General features: G+C 54.0%; 27 protein-coding genes and 4 tRNA genes. 23 read left to right on the top strand and 8 right to left on the bottom strand.

Annotated features, from left to right (window positions below):
- Positions 1-13 precede the first annotated feature (13 nt).
- The 5 genes from HUF19_RS08850 to tusD are packed head-to-tail and all read right to left on the bottom strand — an operon-like array spanning position 14 to position 2,311.
- Entirely contained in the window at positions 14-988 is a 975-nt protein-coding gene (locus HUF19_RS08850; RefSeq protein ID WP_260999439.1) for a glycosyl transferase family protein, read from the bottom strand.
- The gene (locus HUF19_RS08845; protein WP_260999438.1) at positions 985-1,299 is read right to left on the bottom strand and encodes a TusE/DsrC/DsvC family sulfur relay protein; all 315 of its coding nucleotides are present in this window, start codon (positions 1,297-1,299) and stop codon (positions 985-987) included. Before HUF19_RS08845 ends, HUF19_RS08850 begins: the two co-directional genes overlap by 4 nt.
- Positions 1,300-1,566, bottom strand: a complete 267-nt coding sequence (locus tag HUF19_RS08840) for a DsrH/TusB family sulfur metabolism protein (RefSeq protein WP_260999437.1) — start codon at positions 1,564-1,566, stop codon at positions 1,300-1,302.
- Between the two features lies 1 nt (position 1,567).
- Positions 1,568-1,915 (bottom strand): DsrE family protein, encoded by a 348-nt coding sequence (locus HUF19_RS08835; RefSeq protein WP_260999436.1) that lies wholly within the window; start codon positions 1,913-1,915, stop codon positions 1,568-1,570.
- Between the two features lie 6 nt (positions 1,916-1,921).
- Positions 1,922-2,311: a sulfurtransferase complex subunit TusD gene (gene tusD / locus HUF19_RS08830; RefSeq protein WP_260999435.1), complete on the bottom strand. Its 390-nt coding sequence runs from the start codon at positions 2,309-2,311 to the stop codon at positions 1,922-1,924.
- A gap of 143 nt (positions 2,312-2,454) precedes the next feature.
- Between tusD and HUF19_RS08825 the strand changes: the two genes are divergently transcribed.
- Positions 2,455-2,544 (top strand) — tRNA-Ser (locus HUF19_RS08825).
- A 55-nt stretch (positions 2,545-2,599) separates the two neighbouring features.
- Here HUF19_RS08825 and HUF19_RS08820 read toward each other — a convergent pair.
- Both HUF19_RS08820 and HUF19_RS08815 read right to left on the bottom strand, forming a co-directional pair.
- Positions 2,600-2,743, bottom strand: coding sequence for a hypothetical protein (locus HUF19_RS08820; protein ID WP_260999434.1), 144 nt, complete (start codon positions 2,741-2,743; stop codon positions 2,600-2,602).
- A gap of 113 nt (positions 2,744-2,856) precedes the next feature.
- Complete coding sequence (locus tag HUF19_RS08815) at positions 2,857-3,783, bottom strand: histone deacetylase family protein (protein WP_260999433.1); 927 nt, start codon at positions 3,781-3,783, stop codon at positions 2,857-2,859.
- A gap of 80 nt (positions 3,784-3,863) precedes the next feature.
- Between HUF19_RS08815 and HUF19_RS08810 the strand changes: the two genes are divergently transcribed.
- The 9 genes from HUF19_RS08810 to HUF19_RS08770 all read left to right on the top strand — a co-directional run bounded on the left by HUF19_RS08810 (position 3,864) and on the right by HUF19_RS08770 (position 11,586).
- Positions 3,864-6,578 carry a bifunctional acetate--CoA ligase family protein/GNAT family N-acetyltransferase gene (locus HUF19_RS08810; RefSeq protein ID WP_260999432.1) on the top strand — a complete coding sequence of 905 codons (2,715 nt, stop codon included), beginning with the start codon at positions 3,864-3,866 and terminating at the stop codon, positions 6,576-6,578.
- Between the two features lie 85 nt (positions 6,579-6,663).
- The gene (gene uvrY / locus HUF19_RS08805) at positions 6,664-7,311 is read left to right on the top strand and encodes a UvrY/SirA/GacA family response regulator transcription factor (RefSeq protein WP_260999431.1); all 648 of its coding nucleotides are present in this window, start codon (positions 6,664-6,666) and stop codon (positions 7,309-7,311) included.
- Positions 7,311-9,131, top strand: coding sequence for an excinuclease ABC subunit UvrC (uvrC, locus tag HUF19_RS08800; RefSeq protein ID WP_260999430.1), 1,821 nt, complete (start codon positions 7,311-7,313; stop codon positions 9,129-9,131). Before uvrY ends, uvrC begins: the two co-directional genes overlap by 1 nt.
- Positions 9,132-9,146: 15 nt before the next feature.
- Positions 9,147-9,695 carry a CDP-diacylglycerol--glycerol-3-phosphate 3-phosphatidyltransferase gene (gene pgsA, locus HUF19_RS08795; RefSeq protein ID WP_260999429.1) on the top strand — a complete coding sequence of 183 codons (549 nt, stop codon included), beginning with the start codon at positions 9,147-9,149 and terminating at the stop codon, positions 9,693-9,695.
- A 75-nt stretch (positions 9,696-9,770) separates the two neighbouring features.
- Positions 9,771-9,846 (top strand) — tRNA-Gly (locus HUF19_RS08790).
- 26 nt (positions 9,847-9,872) lie between these two features.
- Positions 9,873-9,946 (top strand) — tRNA-Cys (locus HUF19_RS08785).
- Positions 9,947-9,987: 41 nt separating this feature from the next.
- Positions 9,988-10,073: transfer RNA gene (locus HUF19_RS08780), tRNA-Leu, on the top strand.
- 110 nt (positions 10,074-10,183) lie between these two features.
- The gene (locus tag HUF19_RS08775) at positions 10,184-11,068 is read left to right on the top strand and encodes a radical SAM protein (RefSeq protein WP_260999428.1); all 885 of its coding nucleotides are present in this window, start codon (positions 10,184-10,186) and stop codon (positions 11,066-11,068) included.
- Complete coding sequence (locus HUF19_RS08770) at positions 11,068-11,586, top strand: DUF1285 domain-containing protein (protein ID WP_260999427.1); 519 nt, start codon at positions 11,068-11,070, stop codon at positions 11,584-11,586. Before HUF19_RS08775 ends, HUF19_RS08770 begins: the two co-directional genes overlap by 1 nt.
- A 93-nt stretch (positions 11,587-11,679) precedes the next feature.
- On the opposite strand, the gene HUF19_RS08765 is transcribed toward HUF19_RS08770, so the two are convergent.
- Complete coding sequence (locus HUF19_RS08765; protein WP_260999426.1) at positions 11,680-13,320, bottom strand: electron transfer flavoprotein-ubiquinone oxidoreductase; 1,641 nt, start codon at positions 13,318-13,320, stop codon at positions 11,680-11,682.
- Positions 13,321-13,680: 360 nt separating this feature from the next.
- Between HUF19_RS08765 and HUF19_RS08760 the strand changes: the two genes are divergently transcribed.
- From HUF19_RS08760 to gorA, 13 genes are all read left to right on the top strand, one after another.
- Positions 13,681-14,430, top strand: coding sequence for an electron transfer flavoprotein subunit beta/FixA family protein (locus tag HUF19_RS08760; protein ID WP_260999425.1), 750 nt, complete (start codon positions 13,681-13,683; stop codon positions 14,428-14,430).
- A gap of 14 nt (positions 14,431-14,444) precedes the next feature.
- Complete coding sequence (locus HUF19_RS08755) at positions 14,445-15,374, top strand: electron transfer flavoprotein subunit alpha/FixB family protein (protein ID WP_145468689.1); 930 nt, start codon at positions 14,445-14,447, stop codon at positions 15,372-15,374.
- A 118-nt stretch (positions 15,375-15,492) separates the two neighbouring features.
- Positions 15,493-16,833, top strand: coding sequence for a UDP-glucose dehydrogenase family protein (locus tag HUF19_RS08750; protein WP_260999424.1), 1,341 nt, complete (start codon positions 15,493-15,495; stop codon positions 16,831-16,833).
- A gap of 2 nt (positions 16,834-16,835) precedes the next feature.
- On the top strand, positions 16,836-18,377 hold the full coding sequence (gene gspE / locus HUF19_RS08745; protein WP_260999423.1) for a type II secretion system ATPase GspE: 1,542 nt from the start codon (positions 16,836-16,838) through the stop codon (positions 18,375-18,377).
- A gap of 2 nt (positions 18,378-18,379) precedes the next feature.
- A complete protein-coding gene (gene gspF, locus HUF19_RS08740) occupies positions 18,380-19,591 on the top strand; it encodes a type II secretion system inner membrane protein GspF (protein ID WP_260999422.1) in 1,212 nt (403 codons plus the stop codon).
- A gap of 18 nt (positions 19,592-19,609) precedes the next feature.
- Positions 19,610-20,041, top strand: coding sequence for a type II secretion system major pseudopilin GspG (gene gspG / locus HUF19_RS08735; protein WP_260999421.1), 432 nt, complete (start codon positions 19,610-19,612; stop codon positions 20,039-20,041).
- Complete coding sequence (gene gspH, locus HUF19_RS08730) at positions 20,041-20,622, top strand: type II secretion system minor pseudopilin GspH (protein ID WP_260999420.1); 582 nt, start codon at positions 20,041-20,043, stop codon at positions 20,620-20,622. The genes gspG and gspH overlap by 1 nt, the downstream gene beginning before the upstream one ends.
- The gene (gspI, locus tag HUF19_RS08725; protein ID WP_260999419.1) at positions 20,612-20,983 is read left to right on the top strand and encodes a type II secretion system minor pseudopilin GspI; all 372 of its coding nucleotides are present in this window, start codon (positions 20,612-20,614) and stop codon (positions 20,981-20,983) included. The genes gspH and gspI overlap by 11 nt, the downstream gene beginning before the upstream one ends.
- Positions 20,983-21,717: a type II secretion system minor pseudopilin GspJ gene (gspJ, locus tag HUF19_RS08720; protein WP_260999418.1), complete on the top strand. Its 735-nt coding sequence runs from the start codon at positions 20,983-20,985 to the stop codon at positions 21,715-21,717. The genes gspI and gspJ overlap by 1 nt, the downstream gene beginning before the upstream one ends.
- Positions 21,718-21,725: 8 nt before the next feature.
- The gene (gene gspK / locus HUF19_RS08715) at positions 21,726-22,733 is read left to right on the top strand and encodes a type II secretion system minor pseudopilin GspK (protein WP_260999417.1); all 1,008 of its coding nucleotides are present in this window, start codon (positions 21,726-21,728) and stop codon (positions 22,731-22,733) included.
- 10 nt (positions 22,734-22,743) lie between these two features.
- Positions 22,744-24,000, top strand: coding sequence for a type II secretion system protein GspL (gene gspL / locus HUF19_RS08710; protein ID WP_260999416.1), 1,257 nt, complete (start codon positions 22,744-22,746; stop codon positions 23,998-24,000).
- Positions 23,997-24,521 carry a type II secretion system protein M gene (locus HUF19_RS08705; RefSeq protein ID WP_260999415.1) on the top strand — a complete coding sequence of 175 codons (525 nt, stop codon included), beginning with the start codon at positions 23,997-23,999 and terminating at the stop codon, positions 24,519-24,521. The genes gspL and HUF19_RS08705 overlap by 4 nt, the downstream gene beginning before the upstream one ends.
- A 26-nt stretch (positions 24,522-24,547) precedes the next feature.
- The gene (gene gorA, locus HUF19_RS08700; RefSeq protein WP_260999414.1) at positions 24,548-25,903 is read left to right on the top strand and encodes a glutathione-disulfide reductase; all 1,356 of its coding nucleotides are present in this window, start codon (positions 24,548-24,550) and stop codon (positions 25,901-25,903) included.
- Positions 25,904-26,012: the final 109 nt, after the last annotated feature.

Raw genomic sequence — 26,012 nt, 5'->3', positions numbered from 1 at the left:
CCGGGCAGATGGATTAAAGCGCCGCAGTGTCCCGCGCATCCCATGCCGCACGGCAACGCAGCAGCGCTTTATCAATATCGCTGCTGCGTTCGATGGCGCAGACTGCCAGTGCTGCTGTTTGCAGGATGGCAGCGCTGGCGTAGGTGTTTACAGCGTCTCCCCGCCAGATTTGTGTCAGCCAGCTGATATCGGTGTTCTGCGGCTTGTCATCAATATGAGAAGCCAGTTTTGGCAAATGAATTTCACAGATGTCGCCATTGAGGAAGCCACGCGCAATACAGTCTCTTTCCGGGTTCACTTCAAATTCGCCGCCTTCGCCTTTTATCACCAGCGCATTGCTCTGATTCAGGCGGGCGGCATCAAGGTGGGTAAAGGCGTAATTGGGATGAAAAACGCCCTGAACGCTGGCGATATCTGCAGGGGCGATAGTCTTCATTACCGTATTGATTGGCGAACGGACTCCGAGGATCGATTTCAGGGATAACCAGCGCTGCAGTTGTGGATTGAGCACAGAGCAGGGCAGATACATCAATGGTGCTGCAGCTGAAATCGACAAAAGGTCATTCAGTGTCTCTGCAACCGGCATTCTGAAATGGGCAAAAACGTCGGCCATATAGAGGCGGCCGGAGGTGTGGGCTTCGGTGCCATGAAACAGAATGCGATATCCCATCTGTGTCAGCAGTAAGGCTGACAGGAAACACCAGAATGGCTGGCGGCGTTTGCCGGCGTAGCTTGGCCATACAAGATCTGCAGTTATGTTCTCCGGCCACTGCTGGTTAATGGCGGCGGCAAAGCCGGCCAGTTCCTCGGGGCTTTCTTCTTTAACGCGCATCAGCATAAAAATTGCGCCCAGCTGCTCCGGTTCATACTCACCGGCAAGCATGGTTTGCATGGTGAAAAAAGCTTCATCGAAGGTCATGCTGCGGCTGGCGTTTTTGCCGCGCGCCAGAATGCGAACGTAGTCCGCCAGCTTGTGTTGCGAAGTCAAAGGCAATTCTCCGGGCGGGGCAGGCCGGCAATTTTGGCCGCGATTTTAGCCGGGCTGCCGGGAAATAATGTCAGCAAATAAATGCTGCCGGATTTTTCCGCGCCCAGTGTTTGTTTCAGATGCTTGCTTAATGGACGCATTGCGGGAGCGAGGTCGTACTGCTGATAAAAATCCCGCAGCGCCCAGAGAATTTCCCAGTGTGCCGCAGTAAGCTCAATACCTTCACTTTGTGCCAGCTCGGTAGCCACAGCCTCCGACCAATCGCTCAGGTTCAGCAAAAAACCGTCATTATCCAGTTGCAGTTCGCTCATTTATGACGCCTTCCAGCTCAGGGTGCGGGGAAATTGCAGGCACAGCTCTACCCAGCGGGTGTCGTCGATGGCCGTTGCCGTGGCAAGCTCGGGTAATCCACGCTGATGGCAATCGGTCGCGCGATAGTAACAGGTTTGCGTGCCCTCCCAGCCAGCTAGCGCATAAACACCATCGCCGACAAACATAATGGCATCCTGCTCGCCGATGGTCCTTTTCAGACTGTTCAGGGTTGAGCTTTGGCTGGTGAAAAGAAGATGTAGTGTCATATCAAAAGCTCAGGCAGTGCTGGCTGCTGCGCAGTAATTCCGTAATATCAGAATAACTGAGTGGTTTTGCCAGAGGAGTCAGATTTTCGGCCGGAATATTCAGTTGCTGTAAGTCAGATTGCGCATAAAAGATGGCCTCACAATCGTACATCGGCAGGGCGCTGATCACTTTGGCCGGAGACTTTCCGCCAGGCTTGCGGGCTTCCTGCGTTTTCATTAACCAGAAAATGCCGGGGCCCTGAAAAATCAGACGAATCTCGTGCTCAAAGGCCGCCAGTGCTAGCGCCATTTCCAGTGCTTCAGGATCATTGGCCGGAGCGCTGCGGATTACGATGCTAACAGTACTCATATGGCCTCAAAAGTCGATAATGCGGTCGGAGTCGAGTGCGGCTTCAGCCATTTCGCCCAGGCCGGTCAGTTCAAACCCTGTTGCCAGAGTGTCGGTGGGCAGGTTGTAGCGTTGCTGCTCGGCCTTATCAATGACGCCGCGACGTAAGGCATTGGCAATACACACCTGCAATGGAAAATCATGGTCTGCTGCCAGTGCGAGCCATTGTTGACTCACAGACGGCTGTCCCTGCACCGGATTTTGTGTGCTGAGTGCTGCAAATACAGCGTCCTGATAAAAAAATACACGCTGCAATTTATGTCCCTGAGCAAGCAGGGACAGAGCAAACTCCTGCGCCAGAGTATGGGACACGCCGCTGTACGGGCTCTGGGTCATAAGTAATGAAAAGGTGGCCATGACATCCTTCCGGAAAGGGTGCTGCTATGGTAATCGGCTGCATCAATAATGCAAAGCGGAGTGTGGTTTGGCTGCTATCGTGTTGATTTATAAAAAAAAGTATTGACCCGAAATCTGGATTCAGTATTATACGCGCACTGTTTGGAGGGATGGCTGAGTGGTTAAAAGCACCGGTCTTGAAAACCGGCATAGGTTAATCCCTATCTAGGGTTCGAATCCCTATCCCTCCGCCAAACACCAAAAGGCCAGCGCATGCGCTGGCCTTTTTTTATGTCCGGAATCCAGCTCTTAGCTGAGGATGGCGCGGGCGAGCAAATAAAGGCTGCAGCCGGCCACCAGGGTAATGGCCAGCCATTCGGCCTGATAGATTTTTGCCAGTAAGGCAGGGGAAACCGGAACATCATCCGACGATGACGAAGGGCGCTTTAACATAATTCATTCCACTGCTGTCCTTGATTCAGTAAGAATGAACCAGCTTGCCGGAGCTTGGTGTTGTAGTTCTGTGCGTATTCTGTATCGCTGAGTAATTGCCGTGTCAGCGATATTTACTTCGCAGCAAGCATTTCACCAATAAATTCAGACACCGAACGCCCCAGGGCATTCAGGTTGTAGCCGCCTTCGAGAATGGCCATCCACGGGATATTGCGTGAGGCGGCATATTTCTGAATCCAGTGCCCGATCCAGCGATAATCGTCATCCAGCAGGCACAGTTCAGCCATCGGATCGTCGCGGTGCGCATCAAAACCCGCTGACACAATGATCAGCTCGGGTGCGAAGCCACGCAGTGCCGGCCCCCACAGTTCATCGATCTGATTGCGGAATTCTTCACTGCCGGCGCCTGCATTTAAATGAGCATTAATCAGATTGCTGTACTTGTCGATCTGATAGTGACTGTATGGATAAAAAGGGTGCTGAAAGCTGGAGCAGATGAGAAAGCGCGGATCGTTTTTAAGGATGTCGACAGTGCCATTTCCCTGATGGGCATCAAAATCAAGAATGGCAATCCGCTGCGCATGGTGAACTTCCGCTGCACGTAACGCCGTGATGGCAACATTGTTGAAAAAACAGAAACCCATGCTTTTACGGTGTTCGGCATGATGACCGGGCGGACGGACCGAGACAAATGCATTGTCATATTTACCGGCCATAATATCGTCCAGTGCCTGGGTGCTTGTTCCGACAGAATAGAGAGCTGCATCAAGGCTGCCTGAGGACATTGGTGTATCCTCGTCGACATAGATATGACCCTGCTTAGGCTGAATCAGCCTTAGCTGCTCAACATAGCCCGGACTGTGAGCACGCAGAATGTCTGGCTCATGGGCTGACTGGCCATCGATTATGGTCAGCTGATCCCATAGGCCACGCGACTTGAGCTGCTGTTCAATCGCCAGTATGCGCATGGCGTGCTCCGGATGCTCATCGCCGGTGTCGTGCTCAAAGTGTCGCTGGAAGGAGTAGTAGGCTGTGGTCATATGAGGTAGTTTTTGTCTTTTGTCCGCCCAGTGTATATAGGGCCAGTATTTACGCAAACTAAACTTAAGGATCATTCCTTATGGGAACCCGCTCTCTCGAATTATTTTTCCAGCCTAAAACCATTGCTGTTATCGGTGCTTCTGAGCGGGTCGGCAGTCTTGGTGGCGCCATTGTGCGCAATCTGGTTAATGGCGAATACCCCGGCGTGATCATTCCGGTGAACTCACGTGGCTATAAAGAGGTGTACGGCATTCCGGCGTTGTCACGTATCGGGCAAATTGATGGTCCGGTGGATCTGGCCATTATCTGTACGCCTGCGGAAACGGTACCGAAGATTATCAAGCAACTGCACAGCAAAAATATTGGTGCAGCCATGCTGCTGACCGGCGGAATTGCCCGGACCCGCTCCTGGCAGTTCCGGCCATCGTCCGACCGTCTGAATCAGGTCATCCAGCAAACCCGGATGCGAATTCTCGGTCCGGATTGCCTCGGCATGGTTATCCCGGGGCGCAAGCTGAATGCCAGCTTCCTGCACGTACCGGTACGCAGTGGTCAGATTGCCTATGTTGGCCAGTCCGGGACGCTGGCCTCCGGCGTGATGGATTGGGCCTTCAGTCGTAATATTGGCTTTTCTCACGTACTGACACTGGGCAAGAGTCAGGATGTGACGCTGCCAGATCTGATCGATTACATCGTACAAGAGCCGCAGGTGCGTACCTTGTTGATTCAGCTGGATGAAATCGGCTCTGGTAAGGCGCTGATCCGTGCCTTGCGTGCAGCCTCCCGGCATAAGCTGGTGCTGGCGGTTAAGAGCAACCGCTTTCAGGAGAATCCGTTAAACCGCATTACCAGCCCGAAGGGGCTGCGCTCGCGCGATGCTCTGGTGGACGAAACCCTGGCCCGTGCTGGTGTATTGCGGGTGTCAGCCACCGATGAATTGTTTGATTGCGTCGATGCGCTGAGTCGTCGCCGCGAAAGCTTTGGTCCACGCCTGGCGATCATTGCCAATGGGCGCGGCCCGGCCATTCTGGCGATGGACCGGCTGCTGCACGACAAGGGACGCCTGGCCACTTTGTCTGAGGACACTCGCACCCATTTGCGCAGCCTGCTGCCCGAATATGTGAAAACCGATAATCCGGTATTGCTGAATCCGGAGCTGAAGCCGCAGCAGCTGGCGGCGGTTGCCAACACTCTGTTGCGTGACAAGCAGGTTGATGCACTGCTGGTTATTTACATCCCGAGTCTGGGGTCAGATCCGCTGGCCAATGCCGAAACGCTGGTCAAGATTGCCCAGCACAGTAATAAGAGCGTGCTGACCAGCTGGATGGGGGAGTATTCGGTGGAAGCAGCGCGTGAATGTTTCGACCAGCATGGCATTCCGACCTTCGATACACCGGATAATGCCATCAAATCCTATATGTACATGGTGCAGCATCAGCGCACTCAGGATCTGCTGCGTGAGACGCCGGAGAGTCTCGAGATTCCGATTTCTTCTGTGCATACCGAAGTCGACAAAGCCATTCTGGCGGTCCATCGCCCCGGCGATTACCTGCTGCCGGATCAGGCCTGGGACCTGCTCAATGCCTATGGTTTCTCCTGTGCGGAAAACCGCTACCGCGCTTCGCTGTCGGAGTTGCTGAATGTCGCGGAAGAGGTTAAAGGCCCCTGGGTATTGCGGGTACACCACCGCGACTATCTCTATCCCTTTGCTTACGGTAACAACCCGCGCGAGCGTCTGCGCTCGGTGGCGCGTGAGCTGAAAACCATTGAGGATGTCACCAATGCAGCCGAGGATCTGGAAGGCAAGATTGCTGTAGCTTTCCCGAACAGCCCGGTGCTGGGTTACACCCTGCAAACCATGCACAGGGCTCTGGATAATCTGCAGTTTTCTTTTGGTATTGGCCGTGATTCTGAAATCGGCCCGTATCTGTTCTTTGGTGGTGGCGGCTCCACCGCTGATATTCTGGTGGATCGTCAGGTGGCGCTGCCGCCGCTGAATGCCAATCTGGCGGAAAAGCTGATCAAACGCAGCCATTTTTATCAGGTGCTGAGTGAGCGTTCCGACAACATTGAGCGTGAACTGGTAACGCTTGAGCGCTGGCTGGTCGCGTTGTCGCACATGGCGCTCAATCATCCGTGGATGGCGGGCTTTGAGGTGAATGCCATCCGCCGTCAGGTGGGTCGCTATATGGTGATTGGTGTGGCAGGCGAGGTGGGCCATCCGGCCCGTAGTGCCATCATGCCGTATCCGAAAGAGCTGGAAAGCCAGTATGAAAGCCGCAATGGTCATGCCTACGATGTGCGCCCGATCCGTGCTGAAGACGAACCGGCGCTGGAGCGTTTCTATCAGCGCCTGAGCCCGGAATCGCTGCGCCTGAGGTTCTTCTCGGCACGCCGCCAGTTTGATCACCGGGAACTTGCGCGCTTCACGCAGATTGATTATGACCGGGAAATGGCCTTTGTCGCACTGCGTGAAGGTGAGTTGTATGGCGTGGTAAGGGTGTATATCGATGCTGATGATGTGGCGGCGGAATTCTCCGTTATTATCGATGACAACTGTCGCGGAGAGGGGCTGGGCCTGCGCCTGATGCAGGGCATTATTGAGTATCTGACCGAGCGTGGTGTGCTGCAGATTTTCGGCACTGTACTGCCGCATAACGGCGGTATGCTGAAATTGGCGGAGCGTCTGGGCTTCAGCGCGCACCATAATATGGACGAGGGTGTAGTGGAGGTGGGTAAGAACCTGAATCCACTCAAATACGCCTGGCAGAGAAAACGAATGTACCCTCTGTGAACGGTTTGTTATATTTCCGCCAATAACAACGACAGTACCACGATGTGCTGCAATGCTGAGACTGATGTAATAACGGGGTGGGCCCTTGATTAAAGTGCTGGTTGTCGATGACCATGAGCTGGTTCGCTCAGGTATCTCTCGTCTGCTGACAGACGCAAAGGGAATTGAAGTAGTCGGTGAAGCAGCAAGTGGTGAGGAGGCGGTTCAGTTCGCCAAAGAGCACTCACCGGACATTATTCTTATGGATATCCGCATGCCGGGTATTGGTGGGCTTGAGGCCACCCGCAAAATTACGCGTCATAATCCGGAAATTCAGGTGATTGCGGTCACCGCCTGTGATGACAATCCTTATGCCACACGCCTGTTGCAGGCCGGGGCGGCGGGCTATATCACCAAGGGTGCCGATGCAGACGAGATGCTGCGCGCCATCATGAAGGTAAAGAGCGGGCAGAAATACATCAGTCCGGATATTGCTCAGCGTATGGCGTTAAAGCCATTTCAGCAGGATCAGACGTCACCTTTTGATGAGCTTTCAGAGCGGGAAATGCAGATTACACTGATGATTGTTGGCTGTCAGAAGGTCGCTGAAATCAGTGAAAAGCTGTTCCTCAGCCCTAAAACCGTCAACAGCTACCGCTACCGGATTTTCGAAAAACTCGAGATTGACAGCGATGTTGAGCTGACTCTGCTGGCCATGCGCCACGGTCTGGTGGATCCCACGGCGACCGCCTGATGGCAGACTTTGATATCAGTGCATTTCTGCAGACCCTGACCCAGCGGGCCGGGGTTTACCGCATGTTCGCAGCCGACGATGAATTGCTTTACGTCGGCAAAGCCAAGAATCTTAAAAACCGTGTTTCCAGTTATTTCCGTGCCCGTGGACTGAACAGCAAGACGGTTGCGCTGGTCAGTCGTATTCATCATGTCGAAGTAACCGTCACCGCCAGCGAGGCGGAAGCGCTGCTGCTTGAGCAAACGCTGATCAAACAGCACAAGCCGCAGTACAACATTCTGTTGAAAGACGATAAGTCTTATCCTTTTATTCACCTGTCAGAACACGAATACCCTCTGCTGGCGTACCGGCGGGGGAAAAAGCGCCGCGATGGCCGCTTGTTTGGCCCTTACCCGAATGCCGGTGCGGCGCGTGACACCCTGAATTATCTGCAGCGCTTATTTTTACTGCGCTCCTGTGAAGACAGTTATTTCAATCACCGCAGCCGGCCCTGCCTGCAATATGAAATCAAGCGCTGCTCTGCACCCTGTGTCAATAAAATCAGCCAGCAGGATTACCAGCAAAGCGTACGCCAGGCGACACTGTTTTTGCAGGGTAAAAGTCAGGAGTTGCTGCAGGAGCTGCAGGCGCAGATGCTGGCAGCAGCTGAAACCCTGGATTTTGAAAAAGCCGCCGCGTTGCGCGATCAGATTGAGCTGTTGCGCCAGACTCAGGAAAAACAGTTTGTCGACGCCGGGCAGGGGGAAGCGGATGCCTGGGCTATTGTTGAGTGGCAGAATGTTCTCTGCATTCACCGTCTGGCGTTCCGCCAGGGACGATTGGTGGCGAGTAAAAATTACTATCCGGAGAATCCGGCCGGTGAAAGTAATGAGCAGTTATTGCTGGATTTTATCAGTCAGTTTTATCTGGCCGACCATGCTCTTGAAGGCATTCCGCGTGACCTGGTTGTGGATGTCGGTGATGAAGATGTTGAGCCTTTGCTGGAAGCTTTACGCCTGCACCGTCAGGCAAGGGTTCAGCACAGTCGTGGCGGTCGTGGGCAGAACCGCAAATGGCTGCATATGGCCAGCGAGAATGCCCGCACCGGTGCGCAGACGAAAATCTCCGGTCATCAGGCAGCACTGAATAAACTCAGTCAGGTTGCAGAGTTGCTGAATCTGGCCGAGCCGCCAAAACGCATTGAGTGTTTTGATATCAGCCATTCGCAGGGTGAGGCGACCTACGCATCCTGTGTAGTGTATGGCGAAGAAGGTTTAATGAAACAGCGCTACCGGCGCTTCTCAATTAAAGGCGTTGTTGCCGGTGATGATTATGCCGCACTGGAGCAGGCGGTCACCCGCCATCTGACACGCCTGAAAGAGCAGGATGATTTACCCGGCTTACTGTTGATTGATGGCGGCAAGGGCCAGATTGGCAGGATTCAGGAAGTGCTGCAGCGCCTGCAATTGAGTTCATTGCCAGCCTTTGGTATCTCAAAAGGAGAGACCCGTAAGTCGGGCTGGGAATTCTTGTGGGAAGCCGGTGCCACACAACCTATAATGCCCGACGCCCATCATGAGGGATTCCGTCTGCTGCAATGGGTGCGTGATGAGGCGCACCGTTTTGCCATTACCGGGCATCGTAAAGCCCGGGCAAAATCGCGCAGCCAGTCGGATGTGGATTCTCTGGCCGGTGTTGGGCCTAAGCGCCGGCGTGAACTGCTGCTGCATTTTGGCAGTCTGAAAAACATGCGCAGTGCACCGCGCGAAGAGTTGGAAAAGGTTCCAGGCATTAGTAAAAAACTTGCCGAACAGATATTCATGCAATTACACGGCGAGTAACGGAGATACGTTTTAATGAATTTGCCCAACATACTGACCCTGAGCCGCATTCTGATGATTCCGCTGATGGTGGTCAGTTTTTACTGGTTTGGCCCGGACGGGAAAATCGGTGCCGCCGTATTGTTTGCGCTCGCCGCCGTTACCGACTGGTTCGATGGCTATCTGGCGCGCAAGCTCAATCAGACCACGCCGCTGGGTGCCTTTCTCGATCCGGTGGCTGATAAGCTGATTGTTGCGGTTGCACTGGTCCTGTTGGTTGAGCATTTTTCCAGTATGTGGCTGACCATTCCGGCCTCCATTATCGTTGGTCGGGAAATTGTGATCTCAGCCCTGCGCGAGTGGATGGCTGAGCTGGGCAAGCGGGCCAATATTGCCGTGAGCTATGTTGGCAAAGTGAAAACAGCGCTGCAGATGGCCTCTATTACCATTCTGATGGCGTCCGGTGATCATCCGCTGTTAATTGAAGCGGGTTATGCGACCCTTTATCTGGCTGCGGTACTGACCATCTGGTCCATGCTGGTTTATCTGCGTGCGGCCTGGCCGGAACTGCGCGGCAAAGCATAAATCGTCTAAGTGCTTAAAAAGTAAGAAAAAACACTTGACTCTCAGGCTGCTCCATTTAAAATGCGCAGCACTTAAGCGGGAATAGCTCAGTTGGTAGAGCACAACCTTGCCAAGGTTGGGGTCGCGAGTTCGAGTCTCGTTTCCCGCTCCAAATTTTCATTGCATTCAATGAATCTCGGCGCGATAGCAAAATGGTTATGCTGCGGATTGCAAATCCGCCGATGCCGGTTCGATTCCGGCTCGCGCCTCCAAATTCGGTGATCCCGACATTCGCCGAGCTGCGCGGCAAGATGCCCCGGTGGTGAAATTGGTAGACACAAGGGATTTAAAATCCCTCGGCCTATGGCTGTGCCGGTTCGACTCCGGCCCGGGGCACCATTTCTAGCATTCGCAGTACTCCTCCTTTTTAAAACATATGATATGTCCTGCGATCGCAGCTTCAGGGATAATACCTGATACTCTGTTAATTTCCGGCTGAGACATCGTTTATGTTCAACTACATCGAACCTGTATTCCGTCCACCCAGCGAAGCCCGCTCCCTTATTCTGCAAGTCACCAATGGCTGCTCGTGGAATCAGTGTACTTTCTGCGATATGTACACTCAGCCGCAAAAAAAATTCCGTGCCCGTGACGAAGCTGATGTACTGAATGAAATCCGTCAGGCGGCTGCTCTGGGTCCGCGTTTTGAAAAAGTCTTTCTGGCTGATGGCGATGCCATGGTGCTGCCGGTACGCCGCCTTACGAATATCCTGCTGGCCATTAAAGAACATCTGCCCTGGGTTAAGCGGGTGGGGGCTTATTGCCTGCCGCGCAATATCCGTAAAAAATCGGCGGAAGAGATGGCTGAGTTGCGCAAGCTGGGGCTTGGTATTCTTTATGTCGGCGCCGAAAGTGGTGACGATGAGGTGCTGGGCTTTATTAAAAAAGGCGAAACCTGGCAGAGTACGCTGGATGCGCTGTTAAAAATAAAACAGGCCGGCATTCAGTCATCGGTGATGATCCTGAATGGCATGGGTGGCGTTGCCTACAGTGAACAGCATGCACGCAACTCTGCACTGCTGATGAATGAGGCGCAGCCGGATTTTCTCTCAACATTAATTGTCAGCTATCCGCTCGGCGATCAGCGCGTTGTCGAGGGCTTTAATGGTAATTATCAGCTGCCGGATCAGCATGATCTGTTTGTGGAATTGCGCTCGTTAATTGCTCATCTTGAATTAACCAATACAGTTTTCCGCAGCGACCATGCGTCTAATTATTTACCGTTAAAGGGTACGCTCGGCGCGGACAAGGCAACTATGCTGGCGCAGCTGGATATGGCGATAAATAATCCGGAGCGCATTCGCCTGCGTCAGGAATGGCAAAGGGGGTTGTGATGAATCTGAATGCCTTGCAGCAACAGCTTGGTCTTGAGGCCGAAAATCAGTATCCACCGGTAGAAAAATGGCATCCGCAATTATCCGGTGATATGGATATGGTTATCCGTCGTGATGGGACCTGGTGGCACGAAGGTGTGCAGATAAAACGCGAAAAACTGGTGCGCTTATTTGCCAGCATCCTGCGCAAAGAAAATGATGAATATTTCCTGCTGACCCCGGTCGAAAAATGGCGCATCCGTGTTGAAGACCGGCCGCTGCTAATTGTCATGATTGAGCAGGATGGCGAAGACATTCGCGCCATCACCAATACCGGTGATACGGTGACTATTAATTCGCAGCATCCGCTGATTATGAGCTTTCTGGATGATGTGCTGATTCCGGAAGTGAATATCCGTGCGGATTTATACGCGCGTTTTTCACGTAATGCTTTTTATGAGCTGACCGAGATGGCTGCTGCAGATGAGGATGAGCGTTACTTTGTCATCAGTGGCGGACAAACGTTTTTCCTGAACTGAGCCTGGTGCGTTTACAGGTCAGTAAAGAAGGTTGGTCGTGGATTTTTTTGTGCAATAAAAAAGGAGCCGTATGGCTCCTTTTTTTATCCGAAGTTACATGTTCGGATAGTTCGGACCGCCAGCACCTTCCGGGGTTACCCAGGTGATGTTCTGAGACGGATCTTTAATATCACAGGTTTTGCAGTGAACACAGTTCTGTGAGTTGATCTGGAAGCGCTTGCCGTTCTCGTCTTCGACGATCTCGTATACGCCGGCAGGGCAGTAGCGCTGCGCAGGCTCGTCCCAGGTTGGCAGATTGACGGCCAGTGGGATGGATGCGTCTTTCAGCTTCAGGTGGCACGGCTGATCTTCGGCGTGGTTCACGTTACCGATAAATACAGAATCCAGCTTGGCGAAGCTCAGCTTGCCATCTGGTTTCGGGTAATCGATCTTCGGACACTCAGCCGCAGGCTTCAGTGTTGCATGATCTGGCGTGGTGTCGTGCAGAGTGAACGGCATCGGCAGGATATTCTGGTCGATGTAGTTGAAAGCACCGCCCAGGAATGTGCCGAACTTATGCATCGCCGGGCCAAAGTTACGGCTGCGGTGCAGTTCCTGATAAGCCCAGGAAGCTTCGAAGGCTGCGGTGAATTCAGTTACTTCATCGTTGGCACGGCCAGCCTGAATAGCCTTGAACAGCTCTTCAGCAGCCACCAGGCCACTCTTCATGGCAGTGTGAGTACCTTTGATCTTGGCGAAGTTCAGGGTGCCGGCATCACAACCAACAACCAGACCGCCCGGGAAGGTCATCTTAGGCAGGCAGTTCAAGCCGCCTTTGGCGATTGCGCGGGCACCGTAAGATACGCGCTTGCCGCCGTCCAGGTATTTGGCGATCACAGGGTGATGCTTCATGCGCTGGAATTCATCGAACGGGCTCAGGTGTGGATTGCTGTACGACAGGTCGGTGATCAGACCAACAACCACCTGGTTGTTTTCTGCGTGGTACAGGAAGAAACCACCGGAAGATTTGGACTCGCTCAGCGGCCAGCCGGCACCGTGCAGCACCAAGCCTTCGTCATGCTTGGCTGGGTCGATATCCCACAGTTCTTTAATGCCGATACCGTAGTGCTGCGGATCTTTGCCTTCATCCAGCTTGTATTCAGCAATCAGCTGCTTGCCCAGGTGACCGCGACAGCCTTCAGCGAATACGGTGTATTTAGCACGCAGCTCCATGCCCGGAACGTATTCATCTTTTGGCTGACCGTCGTGGCCAACGCCCATGTCGCCGGTCACGATGCCTTTAATGGCGCCGTCTTCAACAATGTATTCGGCGGCGGTAAAGCCCGGGTAGATCTCTACGCCGAGGTTTTCAGCCTGCTCGGCCAGCCAGCGGCATACGTTACCCAGGGAAACGATGTAGTTGCCATCGTTGTGCATCGGCTTAGGGATGGCCCAGTGTGGAGTCTTGATCGACTTTTCGTTGCTGGTCAGGAAGTAAACTTCGTCGCCTTTAACCGGAGTGTTGAGCGGGGCGCCCATTTCTTTCCAGTCAGGGAACAATTCGGTCAGTGCGCGGTCTTCGATAACCGCACCGGACAGGATATGAGCGCCAACTTCGGAGCCTTTCTCAACCAGACATACAGACAGTTCCTGTCCGGCGGTTTCGGCTAATTGCTTGATACGACATGCGGTTGACAGGCCTGCAGGGCCGCCGCCAACGATCACTACGTCATATTCCATTACTTCACGTTGCATATTGATCTCCTCGAAATGAGCTGGGAGCTACTGAGCTATCACGGACTCTGGTGCACATTACCCATTAATAAGTGTGCCCGGCGATTGTTTTGCCATGCCAGGCGGGCCATATAAAGGTGCCTGCCTGAGAGTCAAAATGGCCGCCATTATACGTTGGGTTAAGCACTAGGCAACTGATTTGACAGGAAAATAGCCTGAATGCCCCGGTCTTTGTGGGCTTCAGCAATGCTGCTATTGACGCTCGCGGCAAACATCCGAATAATGTGGCGCGCTGGAAAGGGCTCCTGATATGACTGTGTCATCCTGTCGGCGTGGTAATTTTGCCCTTTATTCATCCACCAAGTTAAATACGAGGAATCTATGAAGGTTCTTGTCGCTGTTAAACGCGTAATCGATTACAACGTAAAGGTTCGCGTCAAGCCAGATAACTCAGATGTTGATCTGACCAACGTTAAAATGGCTATGAACCCATTCTGTGAAATCGCAGTGGAAGAAGCGGTACGTCTGAAAGAAAAAGGCGTCGCTACTGAAGTGGTTGTGGTTTCTATCGGTCCTAAAGTGGCCCAGGAACAGATCCGTACTGCTCTGGCACTGGGTGCCGACCGTGGCATCCTGATCGAGACTGAAGAAAAACTGGAGTCTCTGACCGTTGCCAAACTGCTGAAAGCCGTTGTGGAAAAAGAACAGCCTCAACTGGTACTGATGGGTAAGCAAACCATCGACAGCGACAATAACCAGACCGGCCAGATGCTGGGCGCACTGACCAACATGGCTCAGGGTACTTTTGCTTCTGAAGTTGTTGTAGACGGCGACAAAGTAAACGTGACCCGTGAAATTGATGGTGGTCTGCGTACTGTTGCCCTGAAGCTGCCAGCTATCGTAACGACCGACCTGCGTCTGAACGAGCCTCGCTATGCTTCTCTGCCAAACATCATGAAAGCCAAGCGTAAGCCTCTGGATGTGACCACTCCTGCAGACCTGGGTGTGGCCATGACCTCTACTCTGTCTCTGGTTAAGGTGACTCCACCGGCCGAGCGTCAGGCTGGCATTAAAGTCGGCAGCGTAGAAGAGCTGGTCGAAAAACTGAAGAACGAAGCCAAAGTGCTGTAAGAGAGGATTGTGTAATGGCTATTTTAGTAATCGCAGAGCACGATAACGCTACTCTGAAAGGCGCAACCCTGAACGTTGTAACTGCTGCTGCCGCTATCGGTGGTGATGTGGTTGTTCTGGTTGCCGGCAGCAACTGTGGCGCTGCTGCTGAAGCTGCTGCCAAAGTGGCTGGTGTAAGCAAAGTTCTGGTTGCCGACAACGCAGCCTACGAATATCAGCTGGCTGAAAACATGGGTGAGCTGGTTGCCGAACTGGGCAAAGAATACAGCCACATCCTGGCTGCAGCGACCACAACCGGTAAAGACTTCCTGCCACGCGCAGCGGCTCTGCTGGATGTGAACATGCTGTCTGAAGTGACTGCTGTTGTTGATGCAGACACCTTCTCCCGTCCTATCTATGCCGGTAACGCCATCGCGACCGTTAAATCTTCTGACAGCATCAAAGTGATGACTGTGCGTGGTACTGCGTTTGACGCAGCTGCGGCTGAAGGTGGTTCTGCGGCGGTTGAAACTGTTGCTGCTGTTAAAGATGCAGGCCTGTCCGCTTTTGTTGGTGAAGAGCTGGCTAAGTCTGATCGTCCTGAGCTGACCGGTGCCAAGATCGTTGTATCTGGTGGCCGTGGTATGCAGAACGGCGACAACTTCGAGATGCTGTACAAAGTGGCCGACAAAATCGGTGCTGCTGTTGGTGCATCCCGTGCAGCGGTTGACGCTGGTTTCGTACCTAACGATATGCAGGTCGGCCAGACCGGTAAGATCGTTGCTCCGGATCTGTACATCGCCGTTGGTATTTCCGGCGCGATCCAGCATCTGGCTGGTATGAAGGACTCTAAAGTCATTGTTGCTATCAACAAAGACGAAGAAGCTCCAATCTTCCAGGTGGCTGATTACGGCCTGGTTGCAGACCTGTTCGACGCAGTGCCTGCTCTGGAAAATGCTCTGTAATATCAGTAGCTTAGAAAAACCCGGCCAAGGCCGGGTTTTTTTATGTCATTGAGTTGTCATTTTTCCGTAATAAGGTAACGTACTGTCGGTTTACGAAGTTACGAATAAGGAAATAACCTTGAATATTACGGTGGTCGGGACGGGTTACGTTGGTCTGGTAACCGGCGCGTGTTTTGCCGAAATGGGCAACAGCGTTACCTGCGTAGATACAGATGAAACCAAGGTTCATCAGCTCAAGGAAGGCATTATCCCGATTTATGAGCCAGGCCTGGAGGCCATCGTACGGGAAAACAGCAAGGCCGGACGTCTGCTGTTTAACACTTCGTTATCTCAGGCAATGCAGCAATCTGCTTTGTACTTTATCGCGGTCGGCACCCCTCCGGGTGAAAACGGCTCGGCGGATCTTACCTATGTCCTGGAAGTCGCCCGTGAAATTGGTCGCAACCTGCAGGACTATGCCGTTATCGTCAATAAATCCACCGTGCCGGTTGGTACGGCAGAGAAAGTGCGCGATGCCATTCGCGCCGAGTTGAATGCCCGCGGTGCAGATATTGCGTTCGATGTCGTGTCTAATCCCGAGTTTCTGAAGGAGGGCGCAGCCATTGATGACTTTATGCGCCCGGACCGGATTATTATCGGCGTCGATTCAGATCGGGCGCGTGAGCAGATGGCTGAGCTGTATCACAGCTTCTCCCGCAATCATGACAAACTGATGTTTATGGGCATCCGTGATGCGGAACTCACCAAATATGCCGCCAACGCTATGCTGGCGACCAAAATCTCCTTTATGAATGAAGTCGCCAACCTGGCCGAGCGCATGGGCGTTGATATCGAAAACGTGCGCAAAGGCATCGGCTCTGACAGCCGTATTGGCTATTCCTTTATTTATCCCGGCTGCGGTTATGGCGGCTCCTGCTTCCCCAAAGATGTGCAGGCCCTGATCCATATGGGGGATGAATTCAGTTTCGATACCAGCATCCTGCGCGCCGTCGAAGAACGCAATCAGGCGCAGAAGCAACGTCTGTTTGAAAAGCTGCAGCAGCGTTTTGGCGAAGATATGAGCGGTCGTACCATTGGTGTCTGGGGGCTGGCATTCAAGCCCGGCACCGATGATATGCGCGAGGCCAGTTCTGTTGCGCTCATCAATCGTTTGGTGGTAGCGGGAGCTGTCGTACGTGCTTATGATCCGGTAGCCATGGACGAGGCGCGGCGCTGGTTTGCGCCAGAGCTGTTCGAGCGGGGGCAGATTGTGTTCTGTGATCACCAGTACGATGCACTGGCTGATGCCGACGCCATGGTACTGGTGACGGAGTGGAAGCCTTTCCGCCAGCCAGACTTTAACGCCATGAAAAAGCTGCTGAAACACCCCATTATTATCGACGGCCGGAACCAGTACGATCCTTATGCGCTCAAAGCGCAGGGTTTTGACTACGCCGGTATCGGACGCGACTTAGGTTAATTATGACAGCGGTAACTCCAGAACATCCGACAGACGATCCATCCTCTCATGTGCCGCCGGCCCAGCATCAGGCTACCAGCCTGGCAACCCGTCTGCCTTTTGGCTTTGCCAAGCGTTTTGGCGTGGTTGTGGAAGGCGGGCAGGAGCAACTGGTGCTGATCCATAAAGAAGGCATCGGTGTTGATGTCATCATGGAAGTGCAGCGTTTTTTGGCAGCACCATTCCGCCTGGAAGCTGTCAGCAAAGAAGAATTTGAACGCCGTCTTGGGCTGGCTTACCAGAGTGATTCCTCTGAAACCATGGAAATGGTTGAAGGTCTGGGCGACGAAATGGATCTGGCCAGTCTGGCCGATTCCGTTCCGGAAACCGAAGATTTACTGGAGCAGGAGGGCGACGCACCGATTATCCGCCTGATCAACGCTCTGCTGACCGAAGCAGTAAAAGAAAACGCCTCCGATATTCACGTTGAAACCTATGAAAAGCGTCTGGTTGTACGCTTCCGCGTCGATGGTGTGCTGCGCGAAGTGGTACAGCCCAAGCGTGCACTGTCAGCACTGCTGATTTCCCGTATCAAGGTTATGGCCAAGCTGGATATTGCCGAGAAACGCGTGCCACAGGACGGTCGTATCGCACTGCGTATCGGTGGTCGCGAAGTGGATGTGCGGGTATCAACCATGCCATCAAGCTTTGGTGAGCGGGTGGTGATGCGTCTGCTGGATAAGCAGGCCGGACGTCTGAGTCTGTCCCAGCTGGGCATGGCTGATCGTGATCTGCGCACCATGCGCAATATCATCAGCAAACCACACGGCATTATTCTGGTCACCGGTCCGACCGGTTCCGGTAAAACCACCACACTGTATGGCGCACTGAGCGATCTGAACGATACAAGCCGCAACATCCTGACCGTCGAAGATCCGATTGAATACAGCCTGCCGGGTATTGGCCAGACGCAGGTAAATACCAAGGTTGAGATGACCTTTGCCAAAGGCCTGCGCGCCATTCTGCGTCAGGACCCTGACGTGGTGATGATCGGTGAGATCCGCGACCTGGAAACGGTAGAAATCGCTATTCAGGCGTCATTAACCGGTCACCTTGTGCTTTCCACACTGCACACCAATACCGCGATCGGTGCCGTTACCCGTTTGCAGGATATGGGCGTTGAGCCGTTTCTGCTGTCGTCCAGTCTGATTGGCGTGATCGCCCAGCGTCTGGTGCGGGTGTTATGCAATGACTGCAAGATTGAAGCGGTCGCCGATGCCAGCGAATGCGAGCTGCTGGGCGTTGATGCAACCAACCCGCCAACCATTTACCACGCCAAGGGCTGTGATAAGTGCAACCAGCTAGGTTATCGCGGCCGCCAGGGTATTTACGAGATCATCGAAGTCGATGAGAAAATGAAAACCCTGATTCACGACCGCTCCGGCGAGCAGGCCATGGAGCAGCACGCGCGCACGCTGGGGCCAAGCATCCGTCAGGATGGCGTTCGCAAAGTATTGGGTGGCAGCACCACCATTGAAGAGCTGCTGCGGGTGGCGAAAGGTTAACCATGGCAGCATTTGAATATCAGGCCATCGACGGCCGCGGCAAGCAGCAGAAGGGCGTACTGGAAGCCGACAGCGCCCGTCAGGTACGCCAGCAACTGCGAGACAAAGGCTGGACGCCGCTGGCCGTTGAGCAGACCGCCCAGAAACAGAAAAAAGACAGCCTGTTTGAGCGTCAGCCGAGTTTATCGGTGCCTGAGCTGGCGCTGATCACCCGTCAGCTGGCAACGCTTATTCAGGCAGGCCTGCCGATTGATGAGTCGCTGCGTGCGCTGTCAGAGCAAACCGGTAAACAGCGCATTAAAGCCATGATTCTGGCGATCCGGGCCAAAGTGCTTGAAGGCTACACACTGGCCAAAGCGCTGGCGGAATACCCCAAAGCCTTCCCGCATCTGTATCGTTCAACCGTTAGCGCCGGTGAACATGCCGGTCATCTGGACGGCGTTCTCAACCGTCTGGCCGATTACACCGAAGCCCGGCAGGCCGCGGACCAGAAGATCAAACTGGCGGCCATGTATCCGGTGATTCTGACCATTGTGGCTATCGGTATTGTCGTGGGGCTGCTCACTTACGTTGTGCCGGATATCGTTGATGTGTTTGTGAAAAACGGTCAGGAACTGCCGGGTCTGACGCAGTTTATGCTCGATCTGAGTCATTTTATTACCGCCTGGGGCATGTACACCCTGATCGCCATTATCGTTGGCCTGATCGCCTTTGGCCGGGCGCTGAAAAGTCCGGCATTCCGCAGTCGCTATCATCATTTTCTGCTGCAGGTACCGGGCTTACGTGGCTTCGTTAAAGACGCCAATACCGCACGCTTCGGCAGCACGCTGGCGATTCTGACCACCAGCGGTGTGCCTCTGGTGGACGCCATGCGCATTGCCAGTCAGGTGGTGACCAATATGCCGATTCAGCAGTCACTGACTCAGGCCACCGTCACCGTCAGCGAGGGTGGTAGTCTGCATAAAGCGTTGGCTGAAACCGGTTATTTCCCGCCCATCATGCTGCACATGATTGCCAGTGGTGAAAACAGTGGTGAGCTGGACAGTATGCTGGCGCGTACCGCACAGCAGCAGGAAACGTCGCTGGAAAATACGGTGTCTGCACTGGTTAAGATTTTTGAGCCCGTCATGCTGCTGGTGATGGGTGGTATTGTGGCAACAATTGTCGCGGCAATTATGTTGCCGATTCTTGAATTACAAAAAATGGTTCAGTAGGAGAACGGAATGAAATCAATGCGCAACGCAAACCGCCAACAGGGTTTTACATTACTTGAGGTAATGGTGGTGCTGGCGATCATCGGCGGCATTATGGCGCTGGTTGCGACCAATATTATTGGCTCGGCCGGCGATGCCCGGGTCAAAACCACCAAGAGTCAGATCAAGCTGATCGAAAACGCACTGGATCTGTACAAGCTGGACAATTTTACTTACCCAACCACCGAGCAGGGCCTGGAAGCGCTGGTAAAAAAACCAAGCAGCTCGCCTGAGCCGAAAAACTACAAATCCGGCGGCTACCTGAAGGGTAACAATATTCCTACCGATTCCTGGGGTAACGAGTTCCTGTACTTCCTCGACAAAGGCCAGTATGAAATCGTTTCTCTGGGGGCCGACGGCCAGGAAGGTGGTGAGGGTGAAGGCGCTGACATCAGCAGCCTGGATCAGTAATGACTAAGCGACTTCAGCAGGGCTTTACCCTGCTGGAGGTGATGGTGGTGCTGGCCATTATTGGTGGCCTGCTCGCCATGGCAACCCTGAGCAGTGGCGATCGTCAGGCTCAGGATGAAACCACGCAGTTTGCCCGTCACCTCAGCACTCTGTTCTCAGCCTATCGGCAGGAGGCGGTATTTCAGAATATCGACCTCGGTGTTGCTATGGATGAACAGGCACTGCAGCTGCTCAGCTTTCAGGATGTGAACAGCCAGGAATTCAGCGCCAATAAAACCCGGGAAGAGCTGGAAAAACTCAGCCAGAACCCCTGGCAGCCTTACAGTGGCAGCCTGAAGTCACAGCTTGAGGCGCCAGAGCACGTGTTTATCACACTTGAGGTAGAAGGGCAGAAAGTCGATTTCGACGAGCTGCTGGATGAAAAAGACGGTGCTAAGCCGGCATTGATGTTTCTTTCTTCTGACGAATACACACCTTATCTGCTGACACTGACCCATGACAGTGATGATCACTTTCAGGTTCTGATTCGCGGTGACGGTTTCGGGGCGCCGCTGATTAAGGTGGAAACCTATGAAAACTGAACGCCGTCAGCGCGGCTTCACCCTGATTGAGGTGATGATTGCCCTGACCGTCTTTGTCGCCATTGCCGCTACGATGAGTGAAACCGCCAGCCAGAGTGTCGGTAGTCTGCTGCATCTGCAGGATAAAACCCTGGCGTCTTTTGTTGCGGAAAACCGCATGGTTGATCTGCGCCTCAACGGCTTGCCGCCGGTCGGAGAAAACAACGATCAGGTGGATATGGCTGACCGTGAGTGGAAGGTATTCACCAAGGTTGAAAAAACAGAGTTCCCGGACACCCACCGGGTAACGGTATCGGTGGCCGATATGCAGCATAAAGACAGCAATCTGATCACGCTGGTCAGCATTATGAGCAAATACTGATGCGGCCATTGTCAGCAGCACAAGGGTTTACCCTGCTTGAAGTTCTCATTGCGGTTTCCATCACCGCCATGATCGGTGTCGCCTCGACCCAACTGCTCAGCAATGTGATTGATTCTAAGCAGGCCAGCGAAATCCGCTCCGAGCAACTGGTCAGCCTGCAACGCTTCAACATGGTGATCAGTCGCGATCTGGAGCAGTTTATAAACCGCAGCATCCGCGATGAATACGGTGATACCCAGGCCTCGATGCTGCTTGATAGTGGCGATTTCCCGATTGAATTTACCCGTGCCGGCTGGCGTAATTCTCCGGTCAGTCGTGATCCGCGCGCCGAACTGCAGCGTGTTGCATACCGTCTTGAACCCATCGACAGTGAGGTCTGCGAGCCCGCACTGCAGCGCCTGCAATCCTGGGGGGTGACGGAGCCGGAGCATGAGTGTCTGGTGCGCTATTTCTGGCCGGTGCTCGACCGGGCCAGTGACTCAGTGCCCCAGCCGCAGGTTGTTCTGGAGCAGATTGAGCGCCTTGAAATTGACCTGCTGGTGCAGCGTGAACGCAAAGCCAGTAACGATCAGGCCGCCGAAATCAGCGGTCGCGACTGGTACAGCGCCTGGCCTGCACTGCAAAGCAGCGGTGGCGAACAAGAGCGGCCGCTGGCTATTCGCTGGCGCCTGACATTACCGGCACTGGGTGACATAGAACGGCAATGGCTGCTGGCCTGGGGAGCCGACGAATGAGGCTCAGAATGCAGGCACCTCAGCGGGGGCTGGCGCTGATTACCGTACTGCTGATTTTTGCCATCGTCTCCATGCTGGCGGTCGCCATGATTGATCGTCAATCCACTGATGTGCAGCGCAGCGGCACGATGCTGGCGCTACAGCAGGCGCGGTCTTATGTTCTGGGTGCTGAGCAGGCGGTAAAAACCGGACTGTATCTCGACTGGAAGAACGACAAAGAAATCGACCACCGCTATGAAGAGTGGGCGCAGGAGCGTACCTTTCCGCTCTCGCCGGGGCTGGCGCGCATCAATATCGCCGATGCCATGGGACGCTTTAACCTCAACGGTCTGAGCGCTGGCGCCAGTAATAAGGCAACGCAGAAACTCCGCTTTACCAACCTGCTTAACTTATTGGGGCTGGATGTGGCGCTGGCTGACACGCTTGCGCGCTGGATGGATGAAACCAGTCAGGATGATGATCGCTATCAGAGTATGGAACCGGCCTATAAAGCCGCCTATCAGGGTTGTAAACATACCTCTGAGCTGCTTCTGCTGGAGGGTATGGATATGGCGGCGTATCGTCAGCTGGAGCCCTATGTTGCCTGCCTCCCCATTACCGCCCAGCTGAATGTAAACAGCGCCAGTGCCGTGGTTCTGGCTGCCCTGGACAGTGGCTTGTCGCTGACAGACGGCGAAGCCATTGTCAGCGCACGTGGTGACAAAGGTTTTAAAAACGTTGATGACTTCTGGACCCTGAGCCAGGTTGAACCATTCACGAAAACAGACAACAACAATAATGGCGGCGACAGTGACGCCACACCCGGCAAGGCACGCTGGGATAAAACCGACTTCAGTGTAAAATCTGAATATTTTGAAGTATTTGTCCGGGTTGAGTTGGGCGACCGTATCGCCACCGGAGAAATGCTGATCAGGCGCGATAATAGCGATGGACGGATGACCACTCTGTATCGTGATTACTCCCGTCGCGAAGCCCGGCGGGAGCCGGAAGTGACCCAATCTGGCATGACGCAATAAGGTGTAGTGCATGGAAACCGCTAAGGCCATAAAAACGATAAAAGTTCAGTGGAACGCCATCAGCGGCCGCTGGACAGTAACAACGCTGGAGCAGATGGCCGCTGGCTCAGAACGAAGCGCGCCATCACTGGCATCCTGGGCTGAAACTCAGGCCGACCTGACGCCGGTGCGTCTGATTCTTTCTGCCTGTAATTATGCTACCCACTGGGTGTCTTTGCCGGGTGTCAGCAATCGCCATCTGGCCCGTGCCTTGCCTTACGCACTGGAAGAAGGGCTGATCAATGATCTGTCGGATTATCTGATTCTGCCCGCCGGTAGCGAAGGCAAAAAAGTCCGCGCTTATGTGATTGGCAACGACCTGATTGAGCGCCTGCTGGAAGAATGCGAGCTGCATCACCTGCAGGTACGCGAACTGATTCCGGAAACCCAGCTGCTGCCACAGGATGTTCCTGTGATGCTGCGTCAGGGGCAGGGTTGGGCTATGCGTATTCCGGGGATATTTGAAGGCTGGGTGACTGACAGTGCAATGACCCCGGTGCTGGAATCGTTATTTGATCACGGTGATGAAGAGCAGGCTGCACATCAGGTCACCGGGCTGCAGATTATGGCGCCACAACTGGATCAGGCGCAGTTGCTGAAAACCACGCTGGAAAGCAGTTTTGCCGGAGTTTTTGCCGGGATCGAACTGCTCGCTAATGATGGCAGTCAGCTGCGGCAGCAGCGTCTGCAGGGTAAGTTAACCAACCTGCTGACCGGACGTTTTCAGGTGCGCGAAGTTGCCGAAGATAAACCGCCGGTCTGGTGGCGTGGTCTTGCGGCCGTCGCTGCGGTTTGGCTGGTTACCGCTACGCTGTACCTCTTTATTGATAACTACACGCTGAAGCAACAATCGCAACAGGTGCGGGCTGAGGCCATCAGTCTTTATAAAAACCTGTTTCCGGGTGAGCGTATCCGCTCGCTGGAGCGCCAGATCAAAGCCAAGCTTGATGGTGGTGACAACACCGACGGAGCTGGCTTTATCAGTACGACCGGCGTGCTGGCGCGGGTGTATGCCGCACAGGGGCTGCAAAAGCAGGTGCAGTTGATGTCATTGCGTTTTAATGACCGCCTGCAGGAGCTGGTTATTGAGGTGCGCGCGGGCAATCTGAATGAATTGCAGACACTGCGTGCGGCGCTGGAGAAAGAAGGCCTGGTGGCAGAAGTGGCATCGGCGACCAATGATAAGGACGGCGTAAAAGGCCGCATTAAAATCGGAGGTTCGGCATGAACGAACGCCTTCAGTTAATTCAGGGGCAGCTGCAGGCACAGTTGCAGAGCAATAAGGCCGTGCAGGCTGCGCAGCACTGGTATCAGGCGCTGCCATCCCGCGATCGGCTGGTTGTTAAGGCGATTGCCGCCTTGCTGGTGCTGGCGCTGATCTTCGTGATGATTTATGCACCGTTAATCCGCGGTCAGAAAGAGGCGGCGCAAAGTCTCGAAAAAAATCTGGCGACTTACAACCTGCTGGCAGAAAACGCGCATCGTTTTGGGGGGGCGGTTCAGTCGGCCAGTGATGCGCCGATTCTGGCAACCGTCACCCAGCAGGCAAAGAAGGCCGGCATTGTGCTCAGTCGTTACGAGCAGGATGGCAAAGGCCTGCGCATCTGGGTCGAGAAAGCGGCCTTCGATGATGCGATTACCTGGCTGGAAGGTATGCAGTCCCGTAACGGTATTCGCGTCAGTCAAATCACTATTGATCGTACCGACCGCTCAGGTCTGGTCGATATTCGCGCCACGCTGACTCCCTGAGTCAGTTCCGGCAGGCAGGGGACTATATGAATTACGATTTTGAATTACTGGTGATTGGCGCAGGCTCCGGCGGCGTCCGTGCATCGCGCATGGCGGCTGCACGTGGTGTTAAAGTCGCGGTGGTCGAAAACCGCTATCTGGGCGGTACCTGTGTGAACGTTGGCTGTGTGCCGAAGAAGATTTTTGTCTACGCCTCGGAGTATGCCGAGAAGTTTGAAGAGGCCCGTGGCTTTGGTGTTAATGGCCAGCTGGAAAACTTTGACTGGCCAACACTTCGCGACAATAAAACAAATGAAATCAAACGCTTAAATAGTATTTATAATAATTTACTGGAAAATTCCGGCGTTGAAATCCTGCATGGCACAGCCAGCATTCTCGACCCGCACCGGGTAAAAGTGGGCGAACAGGAGTTCACCGCTGAGAAGATTCTGGTCGCCACCGGCGGCTGGCCGTTCAAGCCGGATATTCCCGGTGCCGAGCTGGCCATTACCTCAAATGAAGCCTTCTATCTGGACGAATTTCCCAAACGCGTTGTCGTGGTTGGTGGCGGCTATATCGCTGTCGAGTTTGCCGGCATTTTCAATGGATTGGGAGCTGAAACCCATCTGCTGTATCGCGGCGAGCAGGTGCTGCGCGGCTTTGATGAAAGCGTGCGCAACTTTGCCGCCAGTCAGATTACGCACAAAGGCGTACGCATTCATACCCAGACCGATATCCGCCGCATCGAACGGCTGGCCGATGGCAGTCTGCGCTGTCAGCTGAATAACGGTGATACGCTGGATGCCGACTGCGTCATGTACGCCACCGGCCGCAAACCGCTGACCGAAGGCTTAAACCTGGAGCAGCAGGGTGTTGAGCTGCGTAGCGATGGCAGTATTGTGGTGGATCATTTCTTCCGCACCACGGTGCCAAGCATTTACGCCCTGGGTGATGTGATCGGCACTCCGGCACTGACGCCGGTGGCGCTGGCGCAGGCGATGAAGCTGGTTGCCCACTGGTACGATGGCGATAACGAGCCGCTGAGTTACGACAACATCCCGACGGCGGTCTTCTGCCAGCCGAACATTGCTACCGTAGGTCTCAGTGAAGAAGAAGCGCAGGAGCGTTTCGGCGACGATCTGCGTATCTATGAATCCGATTTCCGTCCGATGCGGCACACCATGTCCGGTCTTCCGGAACGTACCTTTATGAAACTGGTGGTGCGTGCCAGCACCGATCAGGTGATTGGTGCCCATATGGTCGGCGCAGAAGCCGGGGAAATTATTCAGGGGATTGCCATCGCCATTAAGGCCGGGGCAACCAAGGCGATGTTTGACAGCACCATTGGCATTCATCCGACCGCAGCCGAAGAATTTGTCACTATGCGTACTCCGCGCAGCTGATCGGTTCTGAATACGGCAACAAAAAAGCCGGTACTGTGTTCAGTACCGGCTTTTTTGTGTGCGCCATATTGCCCGGCGGCGCTGCTGTATGCGCAGCGCCTTTATAGGC

Origin of the sequence: Thalassolituus hydrocarboniclasticus (assembly GCF_025345565.1) — a bacterium.
GTDB lineage: Bacteria > Pseudomonadota > Gammaproteobacteria > Pseudomonadales > Oceanobacteraceae > Venatoribacter > Venatoribacter hydrocarboniclasticus.
This window is presented reverse-complemented; position numbering and strand designations above follow the sequence as displayed.